We start from the raw sequence: 19500 nt of genomic DNA, 5'->3' as shown, positions 1-19500 counted from the left end.
CGCATGCGCGACGACGCCAACGCCACCGTCGCCCAGCTCACCGACATCGTCTCGCGCATCCAGGACGCCTCCACCGCCATCAACACCGCCGCCGGTGAAATCGCCTCCGGCAACGCCGACCTGTCCCGCCGCACCGAGCAGCAGGCCGCCAACCTGGAAGAAACGGCGGCGTCGATGGAGGAACTGACCTCCACCGTCCGCCAGAACGCCGACTCGGCCCGCCAGGCCAACCAGCTCGCCATCGGCGCGGCCTCGGTCGCCTCCCAGGGCGGCAACGACTTCGGCCAGGTCGTCACCACCATGCGCGACATCGAAGCGGCCTCGCGCAAGATTGCCGAAATCATCGCCGTCATCGACGGCATCGCCTTCCAGACCAACATCCTGGCCTTGAACGCGGCGGTGGAAGCGGCCCGGGCCGGCGAACAGGGCCGCGGCTTCGCCGTGGTGGCCTCGGAGGTGCGCACGCTGGCCCAGCGCAGCGCCAACGCGGCCAAGGAAATCAAGGGCCTGATTGAGGCCTCGGTGGACCAGGTGTCCACCGGCTCGGCGCTGGTCAACCAGGCCGGCGCGACCATGGGCGAGATTGTCGCCTCGGTCCAGCGGGTCACCGACATCATGGCCGAAATCGCCGCCGCCTCGCAGGAACAGTCCGCCGGCATCGAGCAGGTCAACCAGACCATCACCCAGATGGACGAGACCACCCAGCAGAACGCCGCCCTGGTCGAGGAAGCTTCCGCCGCCGCGCGCAGCATGGAGCAGCAGGCCCAGGGATTGACCGAGGCCGTCTCGGTGTTCGTCATCGAGGACACCCGGAGGGCGGCGCTGTCCCCGGGACGCACGCCAGCGGCGAAGCGCATGCGCCAGTCAGCGCCCGTCCGCAAGGCCACTCCGACCCGCCGCGATCCCGTCCCCGCCCTGGCGGACGCGGAATGGCAGACGTTCTGAGCCGGGGCGGACTCCAGTCATGCGCGCCGCCGCCGTGCCATTCCCCCCTGCCCCCGGCACGGCGGCCTCAAGCGGACGCGTCCGCGGCCGATATCTGATCCCGTCTGGAACAAACGGACGGCGCATGAGCCCCGACTTTCCTCCCCACCGCTGCCGTTCCCGCCATGCCGCCGCGCCGGTGCGGGGACTTCCATGCGGTGACCGGACATGAAGGCCACCGTGCTCGCATCCGTGCCGACCGACGCCGCGTTCGACCTTCTGCTCCAGACCCTGGAGCAGTCGAACGACGCGGTGCTCATGCTCGATGAGCGCAGCCACATCGTGCTGTTCAACGCCGCCGCGGAGAAACTGTGGGGCACTCCGCGCGAACACGCGCTGGGTCGTCCTCTGCATCGTTTCCTGCCCTGCCCGGTCGAAGGTGGCGCGGACCTGCCCGAGCATGCCTGCGCGACGCATTGGGTCGGCGGTCATCGCGAAGTGATGCTGGAACGCGCCGACGGCCGCCGGATCACCGCCTCGCTGACCATGTCGCCGATCGAAACCGGCCAGCGCCGCTTCCACACCGCTTTCCTGCGCGACTTCACCGACGTGCGCCTGCAGCGCGAGCGCATGCGCCAACTCTCGCTGGTCGTGGACCGGAGCGACAACGCGATCTTCGTCAGCGCGCCCAACCGGCAGGTGCTGTACGTCAACAGCGGCTTCACCCGCATGCTCGGCTACGAGCTGGAGGACCTGCGCAGCCGCAAGCCCAGCGAAGTGCTGTCCGGCCCGCACACCGAACCGCAACTGGGCGATCTCATCGAACGATCGCTCGCCCTGTCCGAAGGCATGCAGACCGAAGTGCTGCTGTACACCAAGACGGGGCGCCCGCTGTGGGTCTCGGCCGCGATCAATCCGGTGCTGGACGACGACGGCCGCACCATCGGCCTGGTCAGCGTGCTCACCGACATCACCCAGACCAAGGCCCACCAGGTGCTGCATCACAAGGTCCTGGACGCGATGGTGCGCGAACAGCCGGTCACCGACGTGATGACCCTGATGTGCCGGGAGGTCGAGCGCATCGTTCCGGAAGTCGCGGTTTCCGTGCTGGCGGTGGACGGCGATGCCCGGCTGCGGTCGCTGGCCGCGCCCAGCCTGCCGGCCGCGCTGGTGAGCGCGAGCGATGGCCTGGCGATCGGCCCGCGCGTGGGCGCCTGCGGCACCGCGGCCTGGCGCGGCCGCCCCGTGCATGTGCCGGATGTGGCCACCGACCCGCTGATGGCGGGCCTGCGCGACCTGCTGCTGGCGAACGACCTGCACGCCTGCTTCTCCAGCCCGATCAAGTCCAGCAGCGGACGCGTGCTCGGCACGCTCTGCTTCTACTACCGGGAACGCGGCGAGCCCAACGACCTGCATCGCCGCATCGCCGATACCTGCCTGCACCTGTGCGCATTGGCGATGGAACGCGAACAGACCAACGAGCGGGTTCACCAGTTGGCCTTCTACGACACCCTGACCGGTCTGCCCAACCGGATCATGTTCAGCGCCAAGGCCGAGCAGGTGCTCGCCAACTCCGCCCAGTTGAATGGCCAGGCGGCGGTGCTGTTCATCGACGTGGATCGCTTCAAGCGCGTCAACGAGGCGCAGGGACACGCCGCCGGCGATGGCCTGCTGCGCGACATCGCCGCGCGCCTGGCCGAGGAACTGCCCGGCCCCAACCTGATCGGCCGCCAGGCCGGCGACGAATTCGTCGCGGTGCTGCCGCAGTGTTCGACCGAGCAGGCCGCCAGCGTCGCCGAGCGCCTGCTCGGCGCTATCGCGCGCCCGGCCACCGCCGGCGTGATGACCCTGCATCCCAGCGCCAGCATCGGCGTGGCGATCTACCCGGACGACGGTCGCGACATCGACCTGCTGCTGCGGCACGCCGACATGGCGATGTACCGCGCCAAGTCCGATGGCGGCGGCAGCGTGCGCTTCTTCAGCGGCGACATGAACCGGGTCGCGCAGGAGCGCGTCTCGCTGGAGACCGCGATGCGCGAGGCGCTGGTCGCCAACCAGTTCAGCCTGCACTACCAGCCGCAGATCAGCGGCGGCAGCGAGCGCGCGCTCTACGGCGTGGAAGCGCTGCTGCGCTGGGAACACCCGGAGCTGGGCGTGGTGCCGCCGTCGCGCTTCGTGCCGGTGGCCGAGGAATGCGGCCTGATCGCGGACCTGAGCCTCTGGGTGCTGGAACACGCCTGCGCGCAGATGGCCGACTGGCGCGGCCGCGGGCTGCGGGTGCCGCGGGTGGCGGTGAACGTGTCCGCGATCAACTTCCGCGATCCGGACCTGTCCCTGCAGATCGCCAGTTGCCTGGACACCCACGGCCTGCATCCGGACGACCTGATCCTGGAAATCACCGAGAGCGTGATGCTGGATCCCAATCCGGACGTGCTGGAGAACATCGAGGCGATCTACGTGATGGGCGTGCGCCTGTCGCTGGACGACTTCGGCACCGGCTACTCCAGTCTCAGCCATCTTCATCGCCTGCCCATCTACGAACTCAAGCTGGACCAGAGTTTCGTCCGCGACATCGACAGCAGCGCCATCGCCCGTACCCTGACCACCTCGGTGCTGCGCATCGGCGAAAGCCTGAGCATGAAGGTGGTGGCCGAAGGCGTGGAAACCGGCGCCCAGCACGCGTTCCTGGCCGAACAGGGTTTCCCGGTCCTGCAGGGCTACCTGTTCTCCGCCCCGCTGCCCGCGCCGGCGCTGGAACACTGGCTGGGCAACAACGACTACGTGTCGATGCCGGCGTCCGGGGACGGCGCCGCGTCCGCGCCATGAGCGCCGACCCGCGTCTGCCGCCGGCGCAGCGGTTGCCGGCGGCGTACTCCCTGACACCGCATCTCATCTATCCCCACCGGCTGTACCTGCTGCACGCGATCGCCACCGCGCTGGCGGTGGTCGCGATGGCGCCGGCGATGTGGGCGCTGCAGGTGCCGCTCGAACACTGGCTGACCACCCTGGCGTTCGGCCTGGGCTGGCCGCACCTGGCGCGCTGGCGGTATCGCCGCAGCCGCAATCCCAACCGCGCCGAAATGCAGCACGTGCTGGTCGACGGCGTGCTCGCCGGCATGGGCCTGCCGCTGATCGCCTTCAACCTGCCGATCAGCACGGCGCTGGTCGCGGTGACCTGCTTCGCCGCGATGTTCGGCGGCGGGCCGCGCCTGCTCGTCGGCAACCTGCTGGCGCTGGCGGCGGGCGTGCTGCTGGGAATCCCGTTTTACGGCCTGCATTGGGATCCCGGCCTGGACTGGCTGCCGTTCGTGGCCAGCCTGCCGCTGGCCTGGGTCGCGCCCATGGGCCTGATCCGGATCGGCTACGACGTCACCCAGGGCCTGCACCACCGCCGCAACGAACTGGAACTGCGCGGCTGGCACGACGGCCTGTCGGGACTGTTCAACCGCACCCATTGGGAAGACACGGTACGCGCCGAGTTCGCCCGCTGCCGGCGCACCGGCCAGGCGGCGACGCTGATCATGGCCGATCTGGATCACTTCAAGCAGATCAACGATCTGTACGGCCATGCCGAAGGCGATTCGGTGATCCGCCGCTTCGCCGATCTGCTGCGGACCCATGTGCGCGACATCGACGTGCCCGGACGCTACGGCGGCGAGGAATTCGGCATCCTGCTGCCGCTCACGCCGCTGCCGGAGGCGATGGAAGTCGTGCGCCGCCTGCACCGGCGCCTGCACGAGGCGCCGCTGTCGCGCCACCGCACCATCACCGCCAGCTTCGGCGTGGCCGAGCTGGGTCCCGACATCGACAGTCCGGAAGCCTGGATCCGCCAGGCCGATCTGGCCCTGTACCGCGCAAAGTACGACGGCCGCGATCGCATCGCCGAACGCAGCGCCGCCAGCTTCGTGCCGGCAGGCCCTTCCCCGCAGGCGCCGCTGCGCCCGGCGCTGTCGCCGCGCGAGCCCGCGGTGCTGTCGCAACTGCTGCAGGGCATCGATATCGCCGACACCCCGGTGGCGATGTACAACCCGGACGATCAACTGGTGATGGCGAACGACGCCTACATCCGCCTGCATGGCATTCCGCCGGGCGTGATGCGTTTTCCGGACATCATCCGCCACGCCCACCGGCTGCGGCAGGGCGTGGCGCTGGATGGCGACGCCGAAACCTGGCTGCAGGAAATCCAGCAGCAACGCCGCCGCGCGCCGCGGCGGCTTTTCCCCGTGGCGACCCTGGATGGCCGCCGGTTCCAGGGCATCGAGGTCTGTTTCAACGGTGGCTGGGTCCTGACCACCCTGGTGGCGGCGGAACCGGCGACGCCGGCCTGACGCCAAAAGTGTGACGGCCTCCGCGAACACGCGGCTCCATCCTGGCGCTTTCCTCAAGTTGGCCGGCGCAGGGCCGATGAGTGCCTTCGAGACGCCTTGCGCGTCATTGCCTGATCCCACCTCCGGAGAGCACCCATGAAGATCGCCACCCTCGTCACCCTGTCGGCCGCCATCGTGGGCGCCGCGCTGCTGCTGCCGGCCGAACGCGCCAACGGGCAGGCCCAGGTCACCGACGCCATTCCCGCCGACAAGGCCGTGCGTTTCGCCGGTCGCGACGGCATCGTCTGCGGCAAGGTCGGCAAGGCGCGCTTCGCCGAAAACTCCGAAGGCACTCCGACCTTCCTGTACATGGGCGGCGACTTCCCGCGCCACACCTTCACCGCGCGCATCCCCGGTTCCGATCGCGGCAAGTTCAAGCCCGCGCCGGAAACCCTGGAAGGCAAGGACATCTGCGTGATCGGCAACATCCAGCGCGACAGCTCGCGCGCCGAGATCGTGGTGACCTCGCCGAGCAACCTGAAGCTGGCCTCGATGCGCTGATGCAGCCACCCGGCGGACCCGCGATGCGACCCGCCGGCTTCCCTTTCCCGCCAGCCACTCCGCCCGCGACGCCGTCCACCCCGGACCGAGGAAACCTTTCATGCAGTGGATCCAGAACCTCCGCCTGACCCAGAAGATGATGCTGGCGTTCGGCATCGTGCTCGCGCTGATGCTGGTTCAGGGCATCGCCTCCTTCATCGGCCTGAAGTCCCTCAACGGCGTCACCCGCGAGATGGCCGACAACACGCTGCCCAGCGTGAGCACCGCCGGCGCCCTGCGCGGCCTGCTGGGCGAGTACCGCGCCACCACCTTCACCACCCTGGTCCGCGCCAGCGACACGGTGAAGAACGACGCGCGCAGCCGCGCCAAGCGCATCCACGCCGACATCGACAAGGCGATGGCCACCTACAAGCCGCTCATCTCCACCGCCGCCGAACGCAAGGCGTACGAGAACTTCGTGGCCGACTGGGGCAAGGCCTACAAGTCCTACCAGGACGTCAACGAGATGCTGGAACTGGATCTGCAGGACGACGCCATCGACACCTTCATCGGCGGCACCTGGGACGCGCATGCCAAGGCGGCCGCGTCGCTCGACGCGCTGCTGAAGGAAGTCAACCGCCAGACCGCGGTGACCGCCAGGGATTCGGCCACCACCTATACCGCGTCCAGCTCGATGGTGCTGATCATGCTGGCGGCCGGTATCGTCGGCGGCCTGGCCCTGGCCTGGTTCTTCGCCCGCGCCATCGCCCGCGCGGTCGGCGAGGCGGTGCGCGTGGCCAACGACGTTTCGCGCGGCAAGCTGGACGGCACCATCGACACCTCGCGCAAGGACGAGGTCGGCGAACTGCTGGCCTCCATGCAGCGCATGCAGCATCAGGTGCAGTCGGTCATCGCCGCGCAGTCGGAGATGGCGCAGCGCCACGAGGAAGGCGCGATCAGCTACCGCATGGACGACAGCGCGTTCCCGGGCGAGTACGGCCGCATGGTCCGCGACACCAACGCGCTGGTTACCTCGCACCTGGAAGCCATCGGCAGCGCGCAGCGGATCATGCAGCGCTACGCCATCGGCGACCTGAGCCCGGACATGGAACGCCTGCCGGGCGAGAAGGCCACCCTGACCGAAACCATGGACGCCACCAAGGCGAGCCTGTCGGCCATCAATGCCGAAATCAAGCGCCTGGCCAGCGCGGCGGCCGCCGGCGACTTCAGCCAGCGCGGTGAGGTGGACCGCTACCAGTACGACTTCCGCGACATGGTCGCCGGCCTGAACCAGCTCATGGAAACCACCGACGGCAACCTGGACCAGGTCTCCCAGCTGCTCCAGGCCATCGCCCGCGGCGACCTCACCACCCGCATGGACGGCGACTTCCACGGCGTGTTCGCCCGCATGCGCGACGACGCCAACGCCACCGTCGCCCAGCTCACCGACATCGTCTCGCGCATCCAGGACGCCTCCACCGCCATCAACACCGCCGCCGGCGAAATCGCCTCCGGCAACGCCGACCTGTCCCGCCGCACCGAACAGCAGGCCGCCAACCTGGAAGAAACCGCCGCCTCCATGGAGGAACTGACCTCCACCGTCCGCCAGAACGCCGACTCGGCCCGCCAGGCCAACCAGCTGGCCATCGGCGCGGCCTCGGTGGCCTCCCAGGGCGGCAACGTTGTCGGCCAGGTCGTCACCACCATGCGCGACATCGAAGCGGCCTCGCGCAAGATTGCCGAAATCATCGCCGTCATCGACGGCATCGCCTTCCAGACCAACATCCTGGCCCTCAATGCGGCGGTGGAAGCGGCCCGCGCCGGCGAACAGGGCCGCGGCTTCGCGGTGGTGGCCTCCGAGGTGCGCACGCTCGCCCAGCGCAGCGCCAACGCGGCCAAGGAAATCAAGGGGCTGATTGAGGCCTCGGTGGACCAGGTGTCCACCGGCTCGGCGCTGGTCAACCAGGCCGGCGCGACCATGGGCGAGATTGTCGCTTCGGTCCAGCGGGTCACCGACATCATGGCCGAAATCGCCGCCGCCTCGCAGGAGCAGTCCGCCGGCATCGAGCAGGTCAACCAGACCATCACCCAGATGGACGAGACCACCCAGCAGAACGCCGCCCTGGTCGAGGAAGCCTCCGCCGCCGCGCGCAGCATGGAGCAGCAGGCGCAAAGCCTCGCCGAGGCCGTGTCGGTGTTCGAGCTGGACGATCTGGCGCCAGCGCCGGTGGCCAGGCCAATCGCCAGCGCGAAGCAGGCGGAGCCGGCCGTGACCCGCGCCCCGCAGCGGAAAACCCCCGCCGCGATCGTGGAAGCCGCGCTCGCCACCGAAGGAGAGGACTGGCAGGAATTCTGATCCGTGGAGCGGAGCTCGCTCCGCTCCTGCGCGAATGTTTTAAATCCCGCCAACCGAGTGAACCAGGTCGACCGGGTGAGCCGGGCAAGCTCGGCTCCACGGAGAACGCGAACCCCGCGGAGTGGCGCTTGCTCCACTCCATGGCCGGACGTTTGAACACCCGGACCGCCGGGCACGCCCGGCTCCACCCCGCCCCCCCGCATGCCGAGCACGCTCGGCGCCATCCGAGACTTTCATGTCCGCCCCGCTCCGTTCCCGCGAAACCGCCGCGCAAGATGACGATCTCCCCCGCACCCACGGGCGCGAATTCGAATTCGGCGATCGCGATTTCCGCCGCGTCTGCGATCTGATCCGCCAGCGCGCGGGCATCGCCCTGGCCGATGGCAAGCGCGACATGGTCTACGGCCGGCTGTCCCGGCGCCTGCGCGCGCTCGGCCTGCGCAGCTTCCGCGAATACCTGGATCAGCTGGAGACCGACGGCGGCGACGAGTGGCAGGCGTTCACCAACGCATTGACCACCAACCTGACCGCGTTCTTCCGCGAGCCGCATCACTTCGATCGCCTGCGCGACGAACTGTCGCGGCGCACCGGCGATGGTCTGATCCGGTTGTGGTCGTGCGCCGCCTCCACCGGCGAGGAACCCTACTCCATCGCCATCACCGCGTGCGAGGTCTTCGGCAGCCTCAATCCGCCGGTGCGCATCCTCGCCACCGATGTCGACACCCAGGTGCTGGCGACCGGCGGGCGCGGCGTCTACCCGCTGGAGCGCATCGCAGGGCTGGACGACGGCCTTCGTCGCCGCTACTTCCAGCGCGGCACCGGCCCGAACGAGGGCCATTGCCGGGTCCATCCCGCCCTTCGCCAGCTGATCGAGTTCCGTCCGCTCAACCTGCTGGCGCCGCGCTACGACGTCGAGGGCCCGTACACGGCGATTTTCTGCCGCAACGTGATGATCTACTTCGACAAGCCGACCCAGCGCGGGATCCTGTCGCGACTGGTGCCGCACCTGGCCGACGACGGCATGCTCTACACCGGCCATTCCGAAAACTACCTGCACGCCGCCGACATCATCCAGCCATGCGGACGCACGCTGTACCGTCGCGCCGGAGTCCGCGCATGAGCGCCGCCGCCCTCGCCTTCGCCGACGGCAGCGTGCTGCGCTACCACGACGCCCGCTTCCAGACCCCGGCCGCCAAACTGTTGCCCACGCAGTATCTGGTGGTCGACGACGACACCGCGCTGGTCACCGTGCTGGGTTCCTGCGTGGCCGCCTGCATCCGCGATCCCCTGCTCAAGCTGGGCGGCATGAACCATTTCCTGCTCCCCGACGGCCAGGCCGGCGACGGCGCGCCGTCGCGCTACGGCAGCTTCGCGATGGAACTGCTGATCAACGATCTGCTCAAGCGCGGCGCCAGCCGTGCGCGCCTGGAGGCCAAGGTATTCGGCGGCGCCAACGTGCTGAAGGGCTTCACCAGCAATCCGGTCGGCACCCGCAACGCCGAATTCGTCCGCCGCTACCTGGAGACCGAACGCATCCCGGTGATCGCGGAGGATCTGTGCGGCATCCATCCGCGCAAGGTGTGGTTCTTCGCCGCCACCGGCCGGGTGGTGGTGCAGCGCCTGCCGCACGCGCACGACGCCGAAGTGGTGGCCGCCGAATCCGCCGCCCGCGCGCGGCTGTCGCGCACGCCGGTCAGCGGTGGCGTGGAGCTGTTCTGATGGGCGCGCCCTGCAAGGTCCTGATCGTCGACGACTCCGCGGTCGTTCGGCAGATGCTCACCGAGATCCTGTCCAGCGATCCCGGCATCGAAGTGGTCGGCTCGGCCACCGATCCGCTGATCGCGCGCGAGAAGATCAAGCGCCTGAATCCGGACGTGCTCACCCTGGACGTGGAAATGCCGCGCATGGACGGGCTGGCGTTCCTGGAAAACCTGATGCGGCTGCGTCCGTTGCCGGTGGTGATGATCTCCTCGCTGACCGAGCGTGGCGCCGACACCACCCTGCAGGCGCTGGCGCTGGGCGCGGTCGATTTCGTCTCCAAGCCCAAGCTCGACGTGGTCCGCGGGCTGGAGTCGTACGCCGACGAGATCGTCGCCAAGGTCAAGGCGGCGGCGCGCGCCAAGGTGCGCCCGCTGGCGCGTCCGGCCAGCGTGCGCCAGAACGTCGACGCGGTGCTGCCCGCCGCGTCGCCGGCGCGGGCGCTGCGCTTCCAGACCACCGATCGCCTGATCGCCATCGGCGCCTCTGCCGGCGGCACCGAGGCGCTGCGGGTGGTGCTGGAGCAGATGCCCGCCGATGCCCCCGCGATCGTCATGACCCAGCACATCCCCGCCGGTTTCAGCCGCGCGTTCGCCGAACGCCTGGACCGGCATTCGGCGATGGCCGTGCGCGAAGCCGCCGACGGCGAAGCGATCCTGCCCGGCCACGCCTATCTGCCGCCGGGCGGCCGCCACCTGCGGGTGATCCGCGATGGTGCGCGCTGGCGCTGCCGGATCGACGACGGCCCGCCGGTCAACCGGCACAAGCCGGCGGTCGACGTACTGTTCCGTTCGGTCGCGCACGCCGCCGGCGACAACGCCATCGGCGTGATCCTCACCGGCATGGGCGACGACGGCGCGCGCGGTCTGCTGGAAATCGCCCAGGCCGGCGCCCCCACCTTCGTCCAGGACGAGGCCACCAGCGTCGTCTGGGGCATGCCCGGCGCCGCCGTGCGACTGGGCGCGGCCAGCGAAACCGTCCCGCTGGATGACGTCGCCGAACGCCTGGTTCAGCTGTCCGCGCAATCCCGCTGACACCCTCTTTCCGCCGTATTTCCGGCGGATCTCCACCGCGGTCACAGTTTCGTCCGCGCATCGCGCATCACCGCGACGAACGCTAAAGAGCCATCCCCCATGGCCGATATCCATACCGTGATTCAGTAGAGAGCACCCATGTATTCGCGCATTCTGGTTCGTCTTGCCGCTCCCCTGCTCCTGACGCTGGTGTTCCCGCTGTCGGTCGCCTTCGACTGGCCCGGTGCGGTCCAATGGGCCATCCTGACCACGATGACGCTGGCCTGGCTGCTGTTTGCCTTCCTGTCGGTGTGGGGGGCGCAGAAGCCCAGCGCCGAGCACACCAGCATCCTGCGCGAGCAGGACACCCTGCTCAACGAACTGCGCCGCTTCGTCGGCAACGAAATCGACGGCTCGCGTGCCGAGATCGACCGCGCGCGCGGCCTGATCCGCGATGCGGTCGGTGGCCTCGGCGAGAGCTTCGACGCGATGATGCGCAAGTCCCGCGAGCAGAGCCAGGCGGTGTCGCGCATCGTCGACCGCGCCGGCGACGGCGACCGCGCCGGGGTGGACGTGGCCCGCTTCGCCCAGCACGCCAGCCAGCGCATGGAGCAGCTGGTGGAAGCGCTGGAACAGGTCAGCGGCCAGAGCACCACTACCGTGCACCACATCGACGAGATGGCCCAGCACCTGGACGGCATCTTCTCGCTGCTGGAAGATGTCAAGTCGATTGCCGACCAGACCAATCTGCTGGCGCTCAACGCCGCCATCGAAGCGGCCCGCGCCGGCGAGGCCGGTCGCGGCTTCGCGGTGGTCGCCGACGAGGTGCGCAACCTGTCCGAGCGCTCGACCGCGTTCAACGAACAGATCCGCAAGCTGGCGCACAGCTCCAAGGACGCCATCGCCAAGGTCCGCGAGACCGTCTCGCACATGGCCTCGCGCGATCTGGACCGTTCCCGCGAAGCCCGCGGCGAAGCCGCCGGCATGCTGACCCAGGTCGCCGCCATCAATGCCTCGCTGGGCGACGGCATGCGCGAAATCTCCCAGTGCGGCCATGCCATCGACCTCAGCGTGGCCGAAGCGGTGCGCGCCCTGCAGTTCGAGGACATCGCCACCCAGTCGCTGGGCAGCGCGGCCACCCACCTCGATCGCCTGACCACCATCAACCAGGAAGCGCTGGCCCTGCAGGAACTGCTGCACCGCAGTGGCGGCGTGATGGACCAGGAGCTGCTCTCGGCCCTGCGCCACATCGGCAACCGCCTGCGCGACCGCCGCAGCGAATGGGAACGCCCGCCGCACAAGCCGGTGGCGCAGCAGAACATGGGCGCGGGCACCGTCGAACTGTTCTGACCCGGCGGCATCCGCTTCCCGCGACGCCGGCGCCGCCTCCACGGTGCCGGCGTCGTCGTGTCCGCGCCGCCCCGCCGGGCAACTGGCATACTGGCGCGGTTGCTTCCCTGCCCGTTGCCCGATGACGGCCCGCACGCCTCCCACCGCCTCCAACGCCCCGAGCACCGCCGCCGACGCCCTGCGCGAGCTGTACGCACGCCAGGAAGCCGAGCGCCGGCATGTCGCGCGGGCGCTGCACAACGAGATCGGCCAGGCGTTGTCGGCGATCAAGATGTCCGCGCACCTGGCCGGTGACGAGGACGATGCCGCGCAGCGCGGCCAGGATCTGGCCGACATCGTGCGCATCGCCGACGACACCGTCGCCCGCCTGCGCGACCTGTACGCGGATCTGCGCCCGCCGCAGATCGACACGCTCGGTCTGGCCGCCTCGCTGCGCGGCGAAGCCGACCGCTGGCAGGCGCGCTGGGGCGTGACCCCGCAACTGGCGCTGACCGATCCGTCCCCGCGCGCGAGCGCGGACATCGAACTGGCCGCGTTCCGCCTGGTCCAGGATCTGCTGCTGCCGCTGGACAACCTGTCGACGCTGATGGTGCGACTGGCGCCCGCGCATGCGGGCCACGCCGTCCTGGAAGTCCATCATGACGGCGCGCCCGCCGATGCGCTGACCACCGCGCTGCTGCAATCACGCGCGCAGGCCGTCGGGCTGTCCCTGGATCTGGCCGCAACGCCGGGACAACCGCGCCTGCGACTGGCGCTGCCGGCGACGGCGGAGGATTGAGGATGTCCGTCTACCCCGCCGCCGCCGCGCCGATCGCCCGCCTGGGCGCGCAGGATCCGGAACTGCAGCGGCTGATCGATCAGGCCATGGGCGGCGGCGCGCCGCTGATGCTGCTGCATATCGACATCGATCACTTCCGCTCGATCAACGAGAACATGGGCGACGAGGTCGGCGACCAGGCGTTGCTGCTGCTGGGACAGCACCTGGCCAGCCAGCTTGGCCCGGACGCGCGGGTGTGGCGCCAGGGCAGCGACGAGTTCATCGTCGCCATGCCGCGCCTGCCGCATCTGGCATCACCCGATGAGTTCGGCGCGCTCGTGCGCGATCAGGTCGAACTGCCGATGGCGGTGCTGCCGTACACCCTGTTCCTCACCGCCACCATCGGCATCGCCCTGTGTCCGGAGGATGCCACCACCGCGAGCGGCCTGCTGCAGTGCGCGGAGACCGCGGTCGGCCAGGCCAAGCACGAGGGCCTGAACCTGGTCCGCCGCTACGCCCGCGACGCCGCCATCAGCATCCGCAGCGACAGCATCATCGCCCGCCAGATCGTCAACGCGATCGACAACAACGAATTCCGCCTGCACTACCAGCCGCAGATCAACGCGCACGACGGCCGCGTGGTCGGCATGGAAGCGCTGCTGCGCTGGCATTCGCCGGCGCTGGGCGTGCTGGTGCCGGAACGCTTCATGCACGTGGCCGAGAAACTCGGCGTGATCGTCCAGATCGGCGACTGGGTGCTGCGCCAGGCGTTCCGCCAGGCCCGCGTGTGGCGCGACTGGGGCTTCGACGATTTCGAGATCGCGGTCAACGTCTCCACCCTGCAGCTGCTGCGGCCGAATTTCGTGATGGAGGTGCTGGAGGCGATGCAGGGCGCCGGCATTCCGCCGCAGATGGTGGTGCTGGAGGTACGCCAGAACGCGCTGGCCAAGGACACCCTGCTGGTCCACCGCACCCTCGCCAGCCTGCACCGCGAGGGCGTGCGCCTGACCCTGGACGATTTCGGCATGGGCGATTCCAATCTGGATTCGCTGGTGCGTTTCGCGGTGGACAAGATCAAGATCGACCGCAGTTTCGTGAAGGGCGTGCCTGCCAGCAACCGCGAGGTCGCCATCACCTGCGCGATCATCGCCATGGGCCACCAGCTGGGCATGAAGGTGATCGCGCACGGAGTGGAAACCGACATCCAGCTGGGCTTCCTGCGCCGCAACCATTGCGACATGTTCCAGGGCCACCTGTTCGGCGAGCCGATGTCCGCCGAGGATGCCGGCGCGGTGCTGCGCCGCCGCTATCTGCGCGCCGACGCGTTCGCCGCGACCAAGCCGGACCGCACCCTGCTGCTGCTGGACGACGAAGAGAACATCCTGCGTTCGCTGGTGCGCCTGTTCCGCCGCGACGGTTACCGCATCCTGGCCGCCTCCAGCGTCAACGACGCCTTCGAACTGCTGGCCACCAACGACGTGCAGGTGATCCTGTCCGACCAGCGCATGTCCGACATGAGCGGCACCGAGTTCCTCGGTCGCGTGCGCGTGCTGTATCCGGACACCGTGCGCCTGGTGCTGTCCGGCTACACCGATCTGGCGACCGTCACCGAGGCGATCAACCGCGGCGAGATCTACCGCTTCCTGACCAAGCCCTGGAACGACGACGACCTGCGCGAACACATCCGCCAGGCCTTCACCGCCTACGAGAACCAGCCGCATCACCGCGTGGTGGGTTGATTGCCACGGCGAGGCCGCGCAGCGAGCGCCGCTCTACGGGTTGTGCGGAGCCGGGCCTGCTCGCCTGCCTTTGCGGATCGCGGAAACCCGCGTCGGGCTCAAGCCGCGTCCTTGCCCGGCTGCCGCACCGGCAGGGTGATCCGGAAGCGCGAGCCAAGGCCCGCCTTGCTGTCCACTTCGATGCGTCCGTTGTGCTTCTTCACGATGCCGTAGGAAATCGACAGGCCCAGGCCGGTGCCGCTGCCGACCGGCTTGGTGGTGAAGAACGGATCGAAAATGTTCTGCAGGATGCCCTCGGGGATGCCGCTGCCGGTGTCGGCGATTTCGATCCAGACCTCTTCGCCGGACAGGCCGGTGGTGACGCTGATGCGGCCTTTTTCCTCGATCGCGTGGCCGGCGTTGAGCAGGATGTTCATGAACACCTGGTTGAGCTCGGAAGGCAGGCACTGCACCAGCGGCAGCTTGCCGTAGTGCTTGTCCAGGGTGACCTTGTACTTGAGCTCGTTCCAGATGATGTTGATGGTCGAATCCAGCCCGTGATGCAGATCCGCCAGCTTCCACGAGTCGTCGCGACCGGAATAGGAGAAGTCCTTGAGGCTGCGCACGATCTGGGTCACCCGTTCGATGCCCTCGCGCGACTCCGACATCAGCTGCGGCAGATCGCTGGTGATGAAATCGATGTCGCAGCGCGCCCGCATGTCGTCGATTTCCGGCAGCAGCGTCTTCGGATCCGGCGCGCGCAGCGCCCGCTCGTACACCTCGATGAGGGCGAACAGGCTGTGCAGGTACTCCTGCAGCGAGCCCAGGTTGGAGTGCACGTAGCCGATCGGGTTGTTGATTTCGTGCGCCACGCCGGCGGCGAGCTGGCCGATGGAGGCCATTTTCTCCGACTGCACCAGTTGCTCCTGGGTGCCGGCCAGGCGAATCAGCGTCTGGCGCAGCTGGGCGTGGCGGCGCTGCAGTTCCTGCTGGCGCGCATGCCCTTCGCTGATGTCGTGGAACAGGATCAGCGCGTAGCCGTCGTCGCCGGGCGCGTGGTGGTGGTAGATGCGCAGTTGCAGGATGCGGCCATCCTCCAGCCCCAGTTCGCCGCTCCAGCGTCCGGTCGCGCGGGCGGCGCGGCGCGCCTCCGACGGCACCAGTTCGAGCACCGCCTGCAGCGATTCCGGTTCCTCGCCCTCGGGCAGCAACGCCAGCGCGGACGCATTCGCATGCAGGGCGCGGTCGTCGCCGCGGCACAGCAGCACGCCGTCGTCCATCAGCTCGGTGAGCGCCTGGATGTCGACGAAGGACGGGACGTCCGCGGGGAAACGGGAAGCGGAGGAAACACTCACGACGGATGGCCCTGCGGAAGGGTCTGGCGGCGACGGGGGCCGCCAGTATCGGCAAGCCTCACGATGGCGGCAAGCACGCGCCCACGGCGTGGCTCAGACCACCGCGAGGGGACGACTGCCACGCAGGACTTCGGTCTGTCCGTTGGCGTCGTAGGCGCCGCTGCTCTCGCTGCGCCCGAGGTGACGCAGTGCCCAGTTCACTTCGCGGCGGCGACGCGCCAGCAGCGCGCCATTGGCCTGGTTGGCCTCGGACAGTTCGCGCAGGCGGGCTTCGAACGGCGCTTCCGGCTGCGCGGGCATCCGGCTTTCCAGTTCGCGCAGCGCGGCGAGCTTCTCCCGGGTCGAGCGCACCAGCGCCTCGACGTCGTGTTCCAGGATCGCGCGGCGCTCCTCGGCCAGCGCCGAGGCCAGGCGCTCCATCGGCGTCTCCGGTCCGGCGCTCATCGGCCGAGCTGGCGTTCCAGGCTCAGCATGCCGTCGGCGATCGCCTCGGCGTTGATCTGATAGGTCCCGGCCTGCAGCGCATCGCGGATCTGCTGCACGCGTCCGGTGTCCACCGCCGAAGCCGAGGACAGCTCGCGCTGCAGCGCCTGCAGGCTGGTGGCCTCGCCGGTCAGGCGCAGGCTGTCACCGCCCGCGCTGGCTTCCACCGGACGGGAACGTTCGGCGCCGGAGGCCGCCACCTTGCCACCGACGGGTCCGGTGGTGCGGATGGCAGAAGGCGCGTTGCCTTCGATTTTCTGGCTCATGTCGGTCTACCTGTTGCGGGTTCAAACAGCATATCGGCCGTCAAAGACAAAGCTTTAGTGACGGAATCCACATTTCTTTATCGGAAGCGCACCCGGGGCGCACTTCCCTGCATGCTCGGTATCGGCCGTCCTGGCGGGGACTTTAGGGCCGGCGCGCATCTTTTCCATCATCGGCTCACCCAGACGTCGCCGCCCGGGCCCACCACGCCCTGCACCACCCGGCGTGAGGACAGGTTTTCCACCGTCACCCGCTCGTTTTCGCCGGCATCGGCCAGCGCCTTGCCGGCCACCCGCACCTCGACACCGCCACGCCGCGACACCAGCGCCACATTGTCGCCGCGCCGGATCAAACGGGGCGCGACCAGATCATTCGCACCCAGCACGGAACCGGCGGTCAGCATGCGCCGGGCGACCTGGCCAATGGCCTGCGCGGGATCGGTCAACGCACCCGCGCCGATCCGCCCGCCATCGCGGGTCTCGGCGGCGAAGGCATCCGCGGTCACCACCTGCCCCGGCGCGATGCCGCGGTTGAGCACCAGCACGGTCTGGCTGCGGCGCACCCGCACCGGCACGAACAGGCGCCAGCCCTGCGGACAGCCGACCTCGACCGAACCGCCGTTCTGCACACGGGCCTCCAGCGGTGCGGCGCAACGCGGCAGGCGCAGGTTCGGATCCAGTGTGGCCTCCGCCTCGCCGGCCGAGGCCATCGCGCCGACCGCGGCCTGGCGGATGCTGTCCACCGGCTGGAAGTCCGCCGCCGGCACGGCGAACGCCGCCAGCAGCGCGGGCAGCAGCGCGAGTCGTCGCATGGGCGGGCTCCGTCGATTCATCATGCCGGTGGATGCAAGCCGTGTGCCGTAGCCGGGCCGCATCGCGCGCGCCGGGGACGACGCGGCGAAATGGCCGCGTGATCACCGTTGCGCGATGGCCACGCCGTTCTCCTCATCCGGATGTCCGCACCGCTCAAGCCGTCCGCAACCCGGCCGATATGCCTGCATGACCCAGGATCTGCTCAACCGCATCGACCAGCGCACCCGCCTGGCCGGCCACAACCGGCTCGCCCTGTTGCTGTTCCGCCTGGGCGGGCGTCAGCTTTTTGGCGTCAACGTCTTCAAGGTGCAGGAGGTCCTGCGCCGCCCGCCCCTGTTCCAGCTGCCCGGTCTGCCCACCGAGTTCGCCGGCGCGGCCGATGTGCGCGGCCGCTCGATCCCGGTGCTGGACCTGGGCCTGAGCATCGGCCATCCGGAACGCGATCCGGATCCGGCGCGCGCGCCCAATTATCTGGTGGTCACCGAATTCAACCGCTCGGTGCAGGGTTTCCTGGTCAGCGACGTCGAGCGCATCGTCAACATCGCGGTCGAGGACATCCACCCGCCGCCGGAACTGGGCGCCGAAGCCAGCTACCTCACCGCGGTCACCCGCTTCCAGGGCGAGCTCATCCAGGTGATCGACGTGGAAAGCGTGCTCGCCGACATCTCGCAGGCGCGCATGGACGCGCCGCTGGCGCCGGAAATGGCGCTGCCGGCCGACGCCCCGCCGCTGCAGGTGCTGGTGGTGGACGATTCGCGCGTGGCCCGTTCGCAGATCCGCAGCGTGCTGGACCAGTTGGGAGTCAGCGCCACCCTGCTCTCCGACGGCAAGCAGGCCCTGGATCACCTCCTGCAGATCCAGGCCGCCGGCGAGGATCCGGCCGAGCGCTACGCCATGGTCATCTCCGACATCGAGATGCCGGCCATGGACGGCTACACCCTGACGACGGAAATCCGTCGCCACCCCGGCCTGGCCGGCCTGTATGTCCTGCTCCACACCTCGCTCTCGGGCGTGTTCAACAACGCCATGGTCGAGCGCGTCGGCGCCAACGCCTTCGTCGCCAAGTACAGCCCGCATGAACTGGCGGACTATGTCCTGAACCGGCTGAAGCAGGTAGTGGCGACGAAACGGGCGGCGTGAGGGCGGCCCGTTGGCCGCCGGGATTGGGGATTCCGAATCGTGGATTGAGTAGCCCCTTTGGAAAAGGGGGGCGGACGGCCCGCGCCAGCGCGGCGACGGGGGATTTGCGCGCGGTGCCCGGGTTCTGACAAGAAGCAAATCCCCCTCGGTCCCCCTTTTGACCCGCCATTCGGCTGCTGAGAAGCGCCGCAAAGGGGGAGGCGAAACCACCAGGCGCCAACCGTTCCCCCGCCAGAAGGAATGGCACCGGCACCGGGCCGGCGGGGCTCCTCCGGCGGACTGGCACAAGCCTTGCACCCACCCGGGCAACGTTCCCAACGGGGCCCGCCAATGTCCAATGCCATCCGCGATTATCTCGGCGTCCACGCCGCCGCCCTGCCGCTGCGCGAGCAGCGCATGCAGCTGATCGCCAGCAACCTCAGCAATGCGGACACCCCCCACTACAAGGCCAAGGACCTCAACTTCCAGGCCGTGCTGGAGAACGCCGCCGCCCGCCAGGCCGCGCCGCTGCAGACCAGTGACGCGCGCCATCTGAACGGACTCGAGTTCGGCCCGCAGATCTACGAACGCCAGGGCGTGCAACCCAGCCTGGACGGCAACACCGTCGACGCCGACACCGAGCGCGCCGCCTATGGCCGCGCGGCGCTGGAGTACCGCGCCTCGCTGAGCTTCATCGAATCCAAGGTGCGCACCATGCTCACCGCCATCACGGGGCAATAAGCC

Annotated in this window: 17 protein-coding genes; 13 read left to right on the top strand and 4 right to left on the bottom strand. The window is 69.2% G+C overall.

Annotated elements, in window-relative coordinates; translation table 11 throughout:
• The 11 genes from AC3DEZ_RS18020 to AC3DEZ_RS17970 form a co-directional block, all read left to right on the top strand.
• On the top strand, positions 1 to 945 hold a 945-nt coding region (locus AC3DEZ_RS18020), incomplete at its 5' end, for a methyl-accepting chemotaxis protein (RefSeq protein WP_488389458.1).
• Between the two features lie 207 nt (positions 946 to 1152).
• A complete protein-coding gene (locus AC3DEZ_RS18015; protein ID WP_488389457.1) occupies positions 1153 to 3750 on the top strand; it encodes an EAL domain-containing protein in 2598 nt (865 codons plus the stop codon).
• Complete coding sequence (locus AC3DEZ_RS18010; RefSeq protein ID WP_488389456.1) at positions 3747 to 5252, top strand: diguanylate cyclase; 1506 nt, start codon at positions 3747 to 3749, stop codon at positions 5250 to 5252. Before AC3DEZ_RS18015 ends, AC3DEZ_RS18010 begins: the two co-directional genes overlap by 4 nt.
• A 135-nt stretch (positions 5253 to 5387) precedes the next feature.
• Positions 5388 to 5792, top strand: coding sequence for a hypothetical protein (locus tag AC3DEZ_RS18005; RefSeq protein ID WP_488389455.1), 405 nt, complete (start codon positions 5388 to 5390; stop codon positions 5790 to 5792).
• Positions 5793 to 5892: 100 nt separating this feature from the next.
• On the top strand, positions 5893 to 8127 hold the full coding sequence (locus tag AC3DEZ_RS18000) for a methyl-accepting chemotaxis protein (protein ID WP_488389454.1): 2235 nt from the start codon (positions 5893 to 5895) through the stop codon (positions 8125 to 8127).
• 235 nt (positions 8128 to 8362) lie between these two features.
• A complete protein-coding gene (locus AC3DEZ_RS17995; RefSeq protein WP_488389453.1) occupies positions 8363 to 9247 on the top strand; it encodes a CheR family methyltransferase in 885 nt (294 codons plus the stop codon).
• Entirely contained in the window at positions 9244 to 9846 is a 603-nt protein-coding gene (gene cheD / locus AC3DEZ_RS17990; RefSeq protein ID WP_488389452.1) for a chemoreceptor glutamine deamidase CheD, read from the top strand. The genes AC3DEZ_RS17995 and cheD overlap by 4 nt, the downstream gene beginning before the upstream one ends.
• On the top strand, positions 9846 to 10919 hold the full coding sequence (locus tag AC3DEZ_RS17985; protein ID WP_488389451.1) for a protein-glutamate methylesterase/protein-glutamine glutaminase: 1074 nt from the start codon (positions 9846 to 9848) through the stop codon (positions 10917 to 10919). Before cheD ends, AC3DEZ_RS17985 begins: the two co-directional genes overlap by 1 nt.
• A gap of 138 nt (positions 10920 to 11057) precedes the next feature.
• Positions 11058 to 12248, top strand: a complete 1191-nt coding sequence (locus AC3DEZ_RS17980; RefSeq protein ID WP_488389450.1) for a methyl-accepting chemotaxis protein — start codon at positions 11058 to 11060, stop codon at positions 12246 to 12248.
• Between the two features lie 121 nt (positions 12249 to 12369).
• Positions 12370 to 13026 (top strand): sensor histidine kinase, encoded by a 657-nt coding sequence (locus tag AC3DEZ_RS17975; protein WP_488389449.1) that lies wholly within the window; start codon positions 12370 to 12372, stop codon positions 13024 to 13026.
• 2 nt (positions 13027 to 13028) lie between these two features.
• Positions 13029 to 14744, top strand: coding sequence for an EAL domain-containing protein (locus AC3DEZ_RS17970; protein ID WP_447102470.1), 1716 nt, complete (start codon positions 13029 to 13031; stop codon positions 14742 to 14744).
• A gap of 98 nt (positions 14745 to 14842) precedes the next feature.
• Here AC3DEZ_RS17970 and AC3DEZ_RS17965 read toward each other — a convergent pair whose 3' ends face one another.
• The 4 genes from AC3DEZ_RS17965 to flgA all read right to left on the bottom strand — a co-directional run bounded on the left by AC3DEZ_RS17965 (position 14843) and on the right by flgA (position 17636).
• On the bottom strand, positions 14843 to 16003 hold the full coding sequence (locus AC3DEZ_RS17965) for an ATP-binding protein (RefSeq protein ID WP_488389463.1): 1161 nt from the start codon (positions 16001 to 16003) through the stop codon (positions 14843 to 14845).
• Between the two features lie 168 nt (positions 16004 to 16171).
• On the bottom strand, positions 16172 to 16522 hold the full coding sequence (locus AC3DEZ_RS17960; RefSeq protein ID WP_447102471.1) for a flagellar protein FlgN: 351 nt from the start codon (positions 16520 to 16522) through the stop codon (positions 16172 to 16174).
• A complete protein-coding gene (flgM, locus tag AC3DEZ_RS17955; RefSeq protein WP_447102472.1) occupies positions 16519 to 16827 on the bottom strand; it encodes a flagellar biosynthesis anti-sigma factor FlgM in 309 nt (102 codons plus the stop codon). The genes AC3DEZ_RS17960 and flgM overlap by 4 nt, the downstream gene beginning before the upstream one ends.
• Before the next feature lie 167 nt (positions 16828 to 16994).
• Positions 16995 to 17636 carry a flagellar basal body P-ring formation chaperone FlgA gene (gene flgA / locus AC3DEZ_RS17950; RefSeq protein ID WP_488389448.1) on the bottom strand — a complete coding sequence of 214 codons (642 nt, stop codon included), beginning with the start codon at positions 17634 to 17636 and terminating at the stop codon, positions 16995 to 16997.
• A 187-nt stretch (positions 17637 to 17823) separates the two neighbouring features.
• Here flgA and AC3DEZ_RS17945 point away from each other — a divergent pair, with 187 nt between their 5' ends.
• On the top strand, positions 17824 to 18777 hold the full coding sequence (locus tag AC3DEZ_RS17945; RefSeq protein WP_295382514.1) for a chemotaxis protein: 954 nt from the start codon (positions 17824 to 17826) through the stop codon (positions 18775 to 18777).
• 330 nt (positions 18778 to 19107) lie between these two features.
• The gene (gene flgB / locus AC3DEZ_RS17940) at positions 19108 to 19497 is read left to right on the top strand and encodes a flagellar basal body rod protein FlgB (RefSeq protein ID WP_447102475.1); all 390 of its coding nucleotides are present in this window, start codon (positions 19108 to 19110) and stop codon (positions 19495 to 19497) included.
• Positions 19498 to 19500 lie beyond the last annotated feature (3 nt).

The organism is Pseudoxanthomonas sp. 134C1 (genome assembly GCF_057773065.1).
This window is presented reverse-complemented; position numbering and strand designations above follow the sequence as displayed.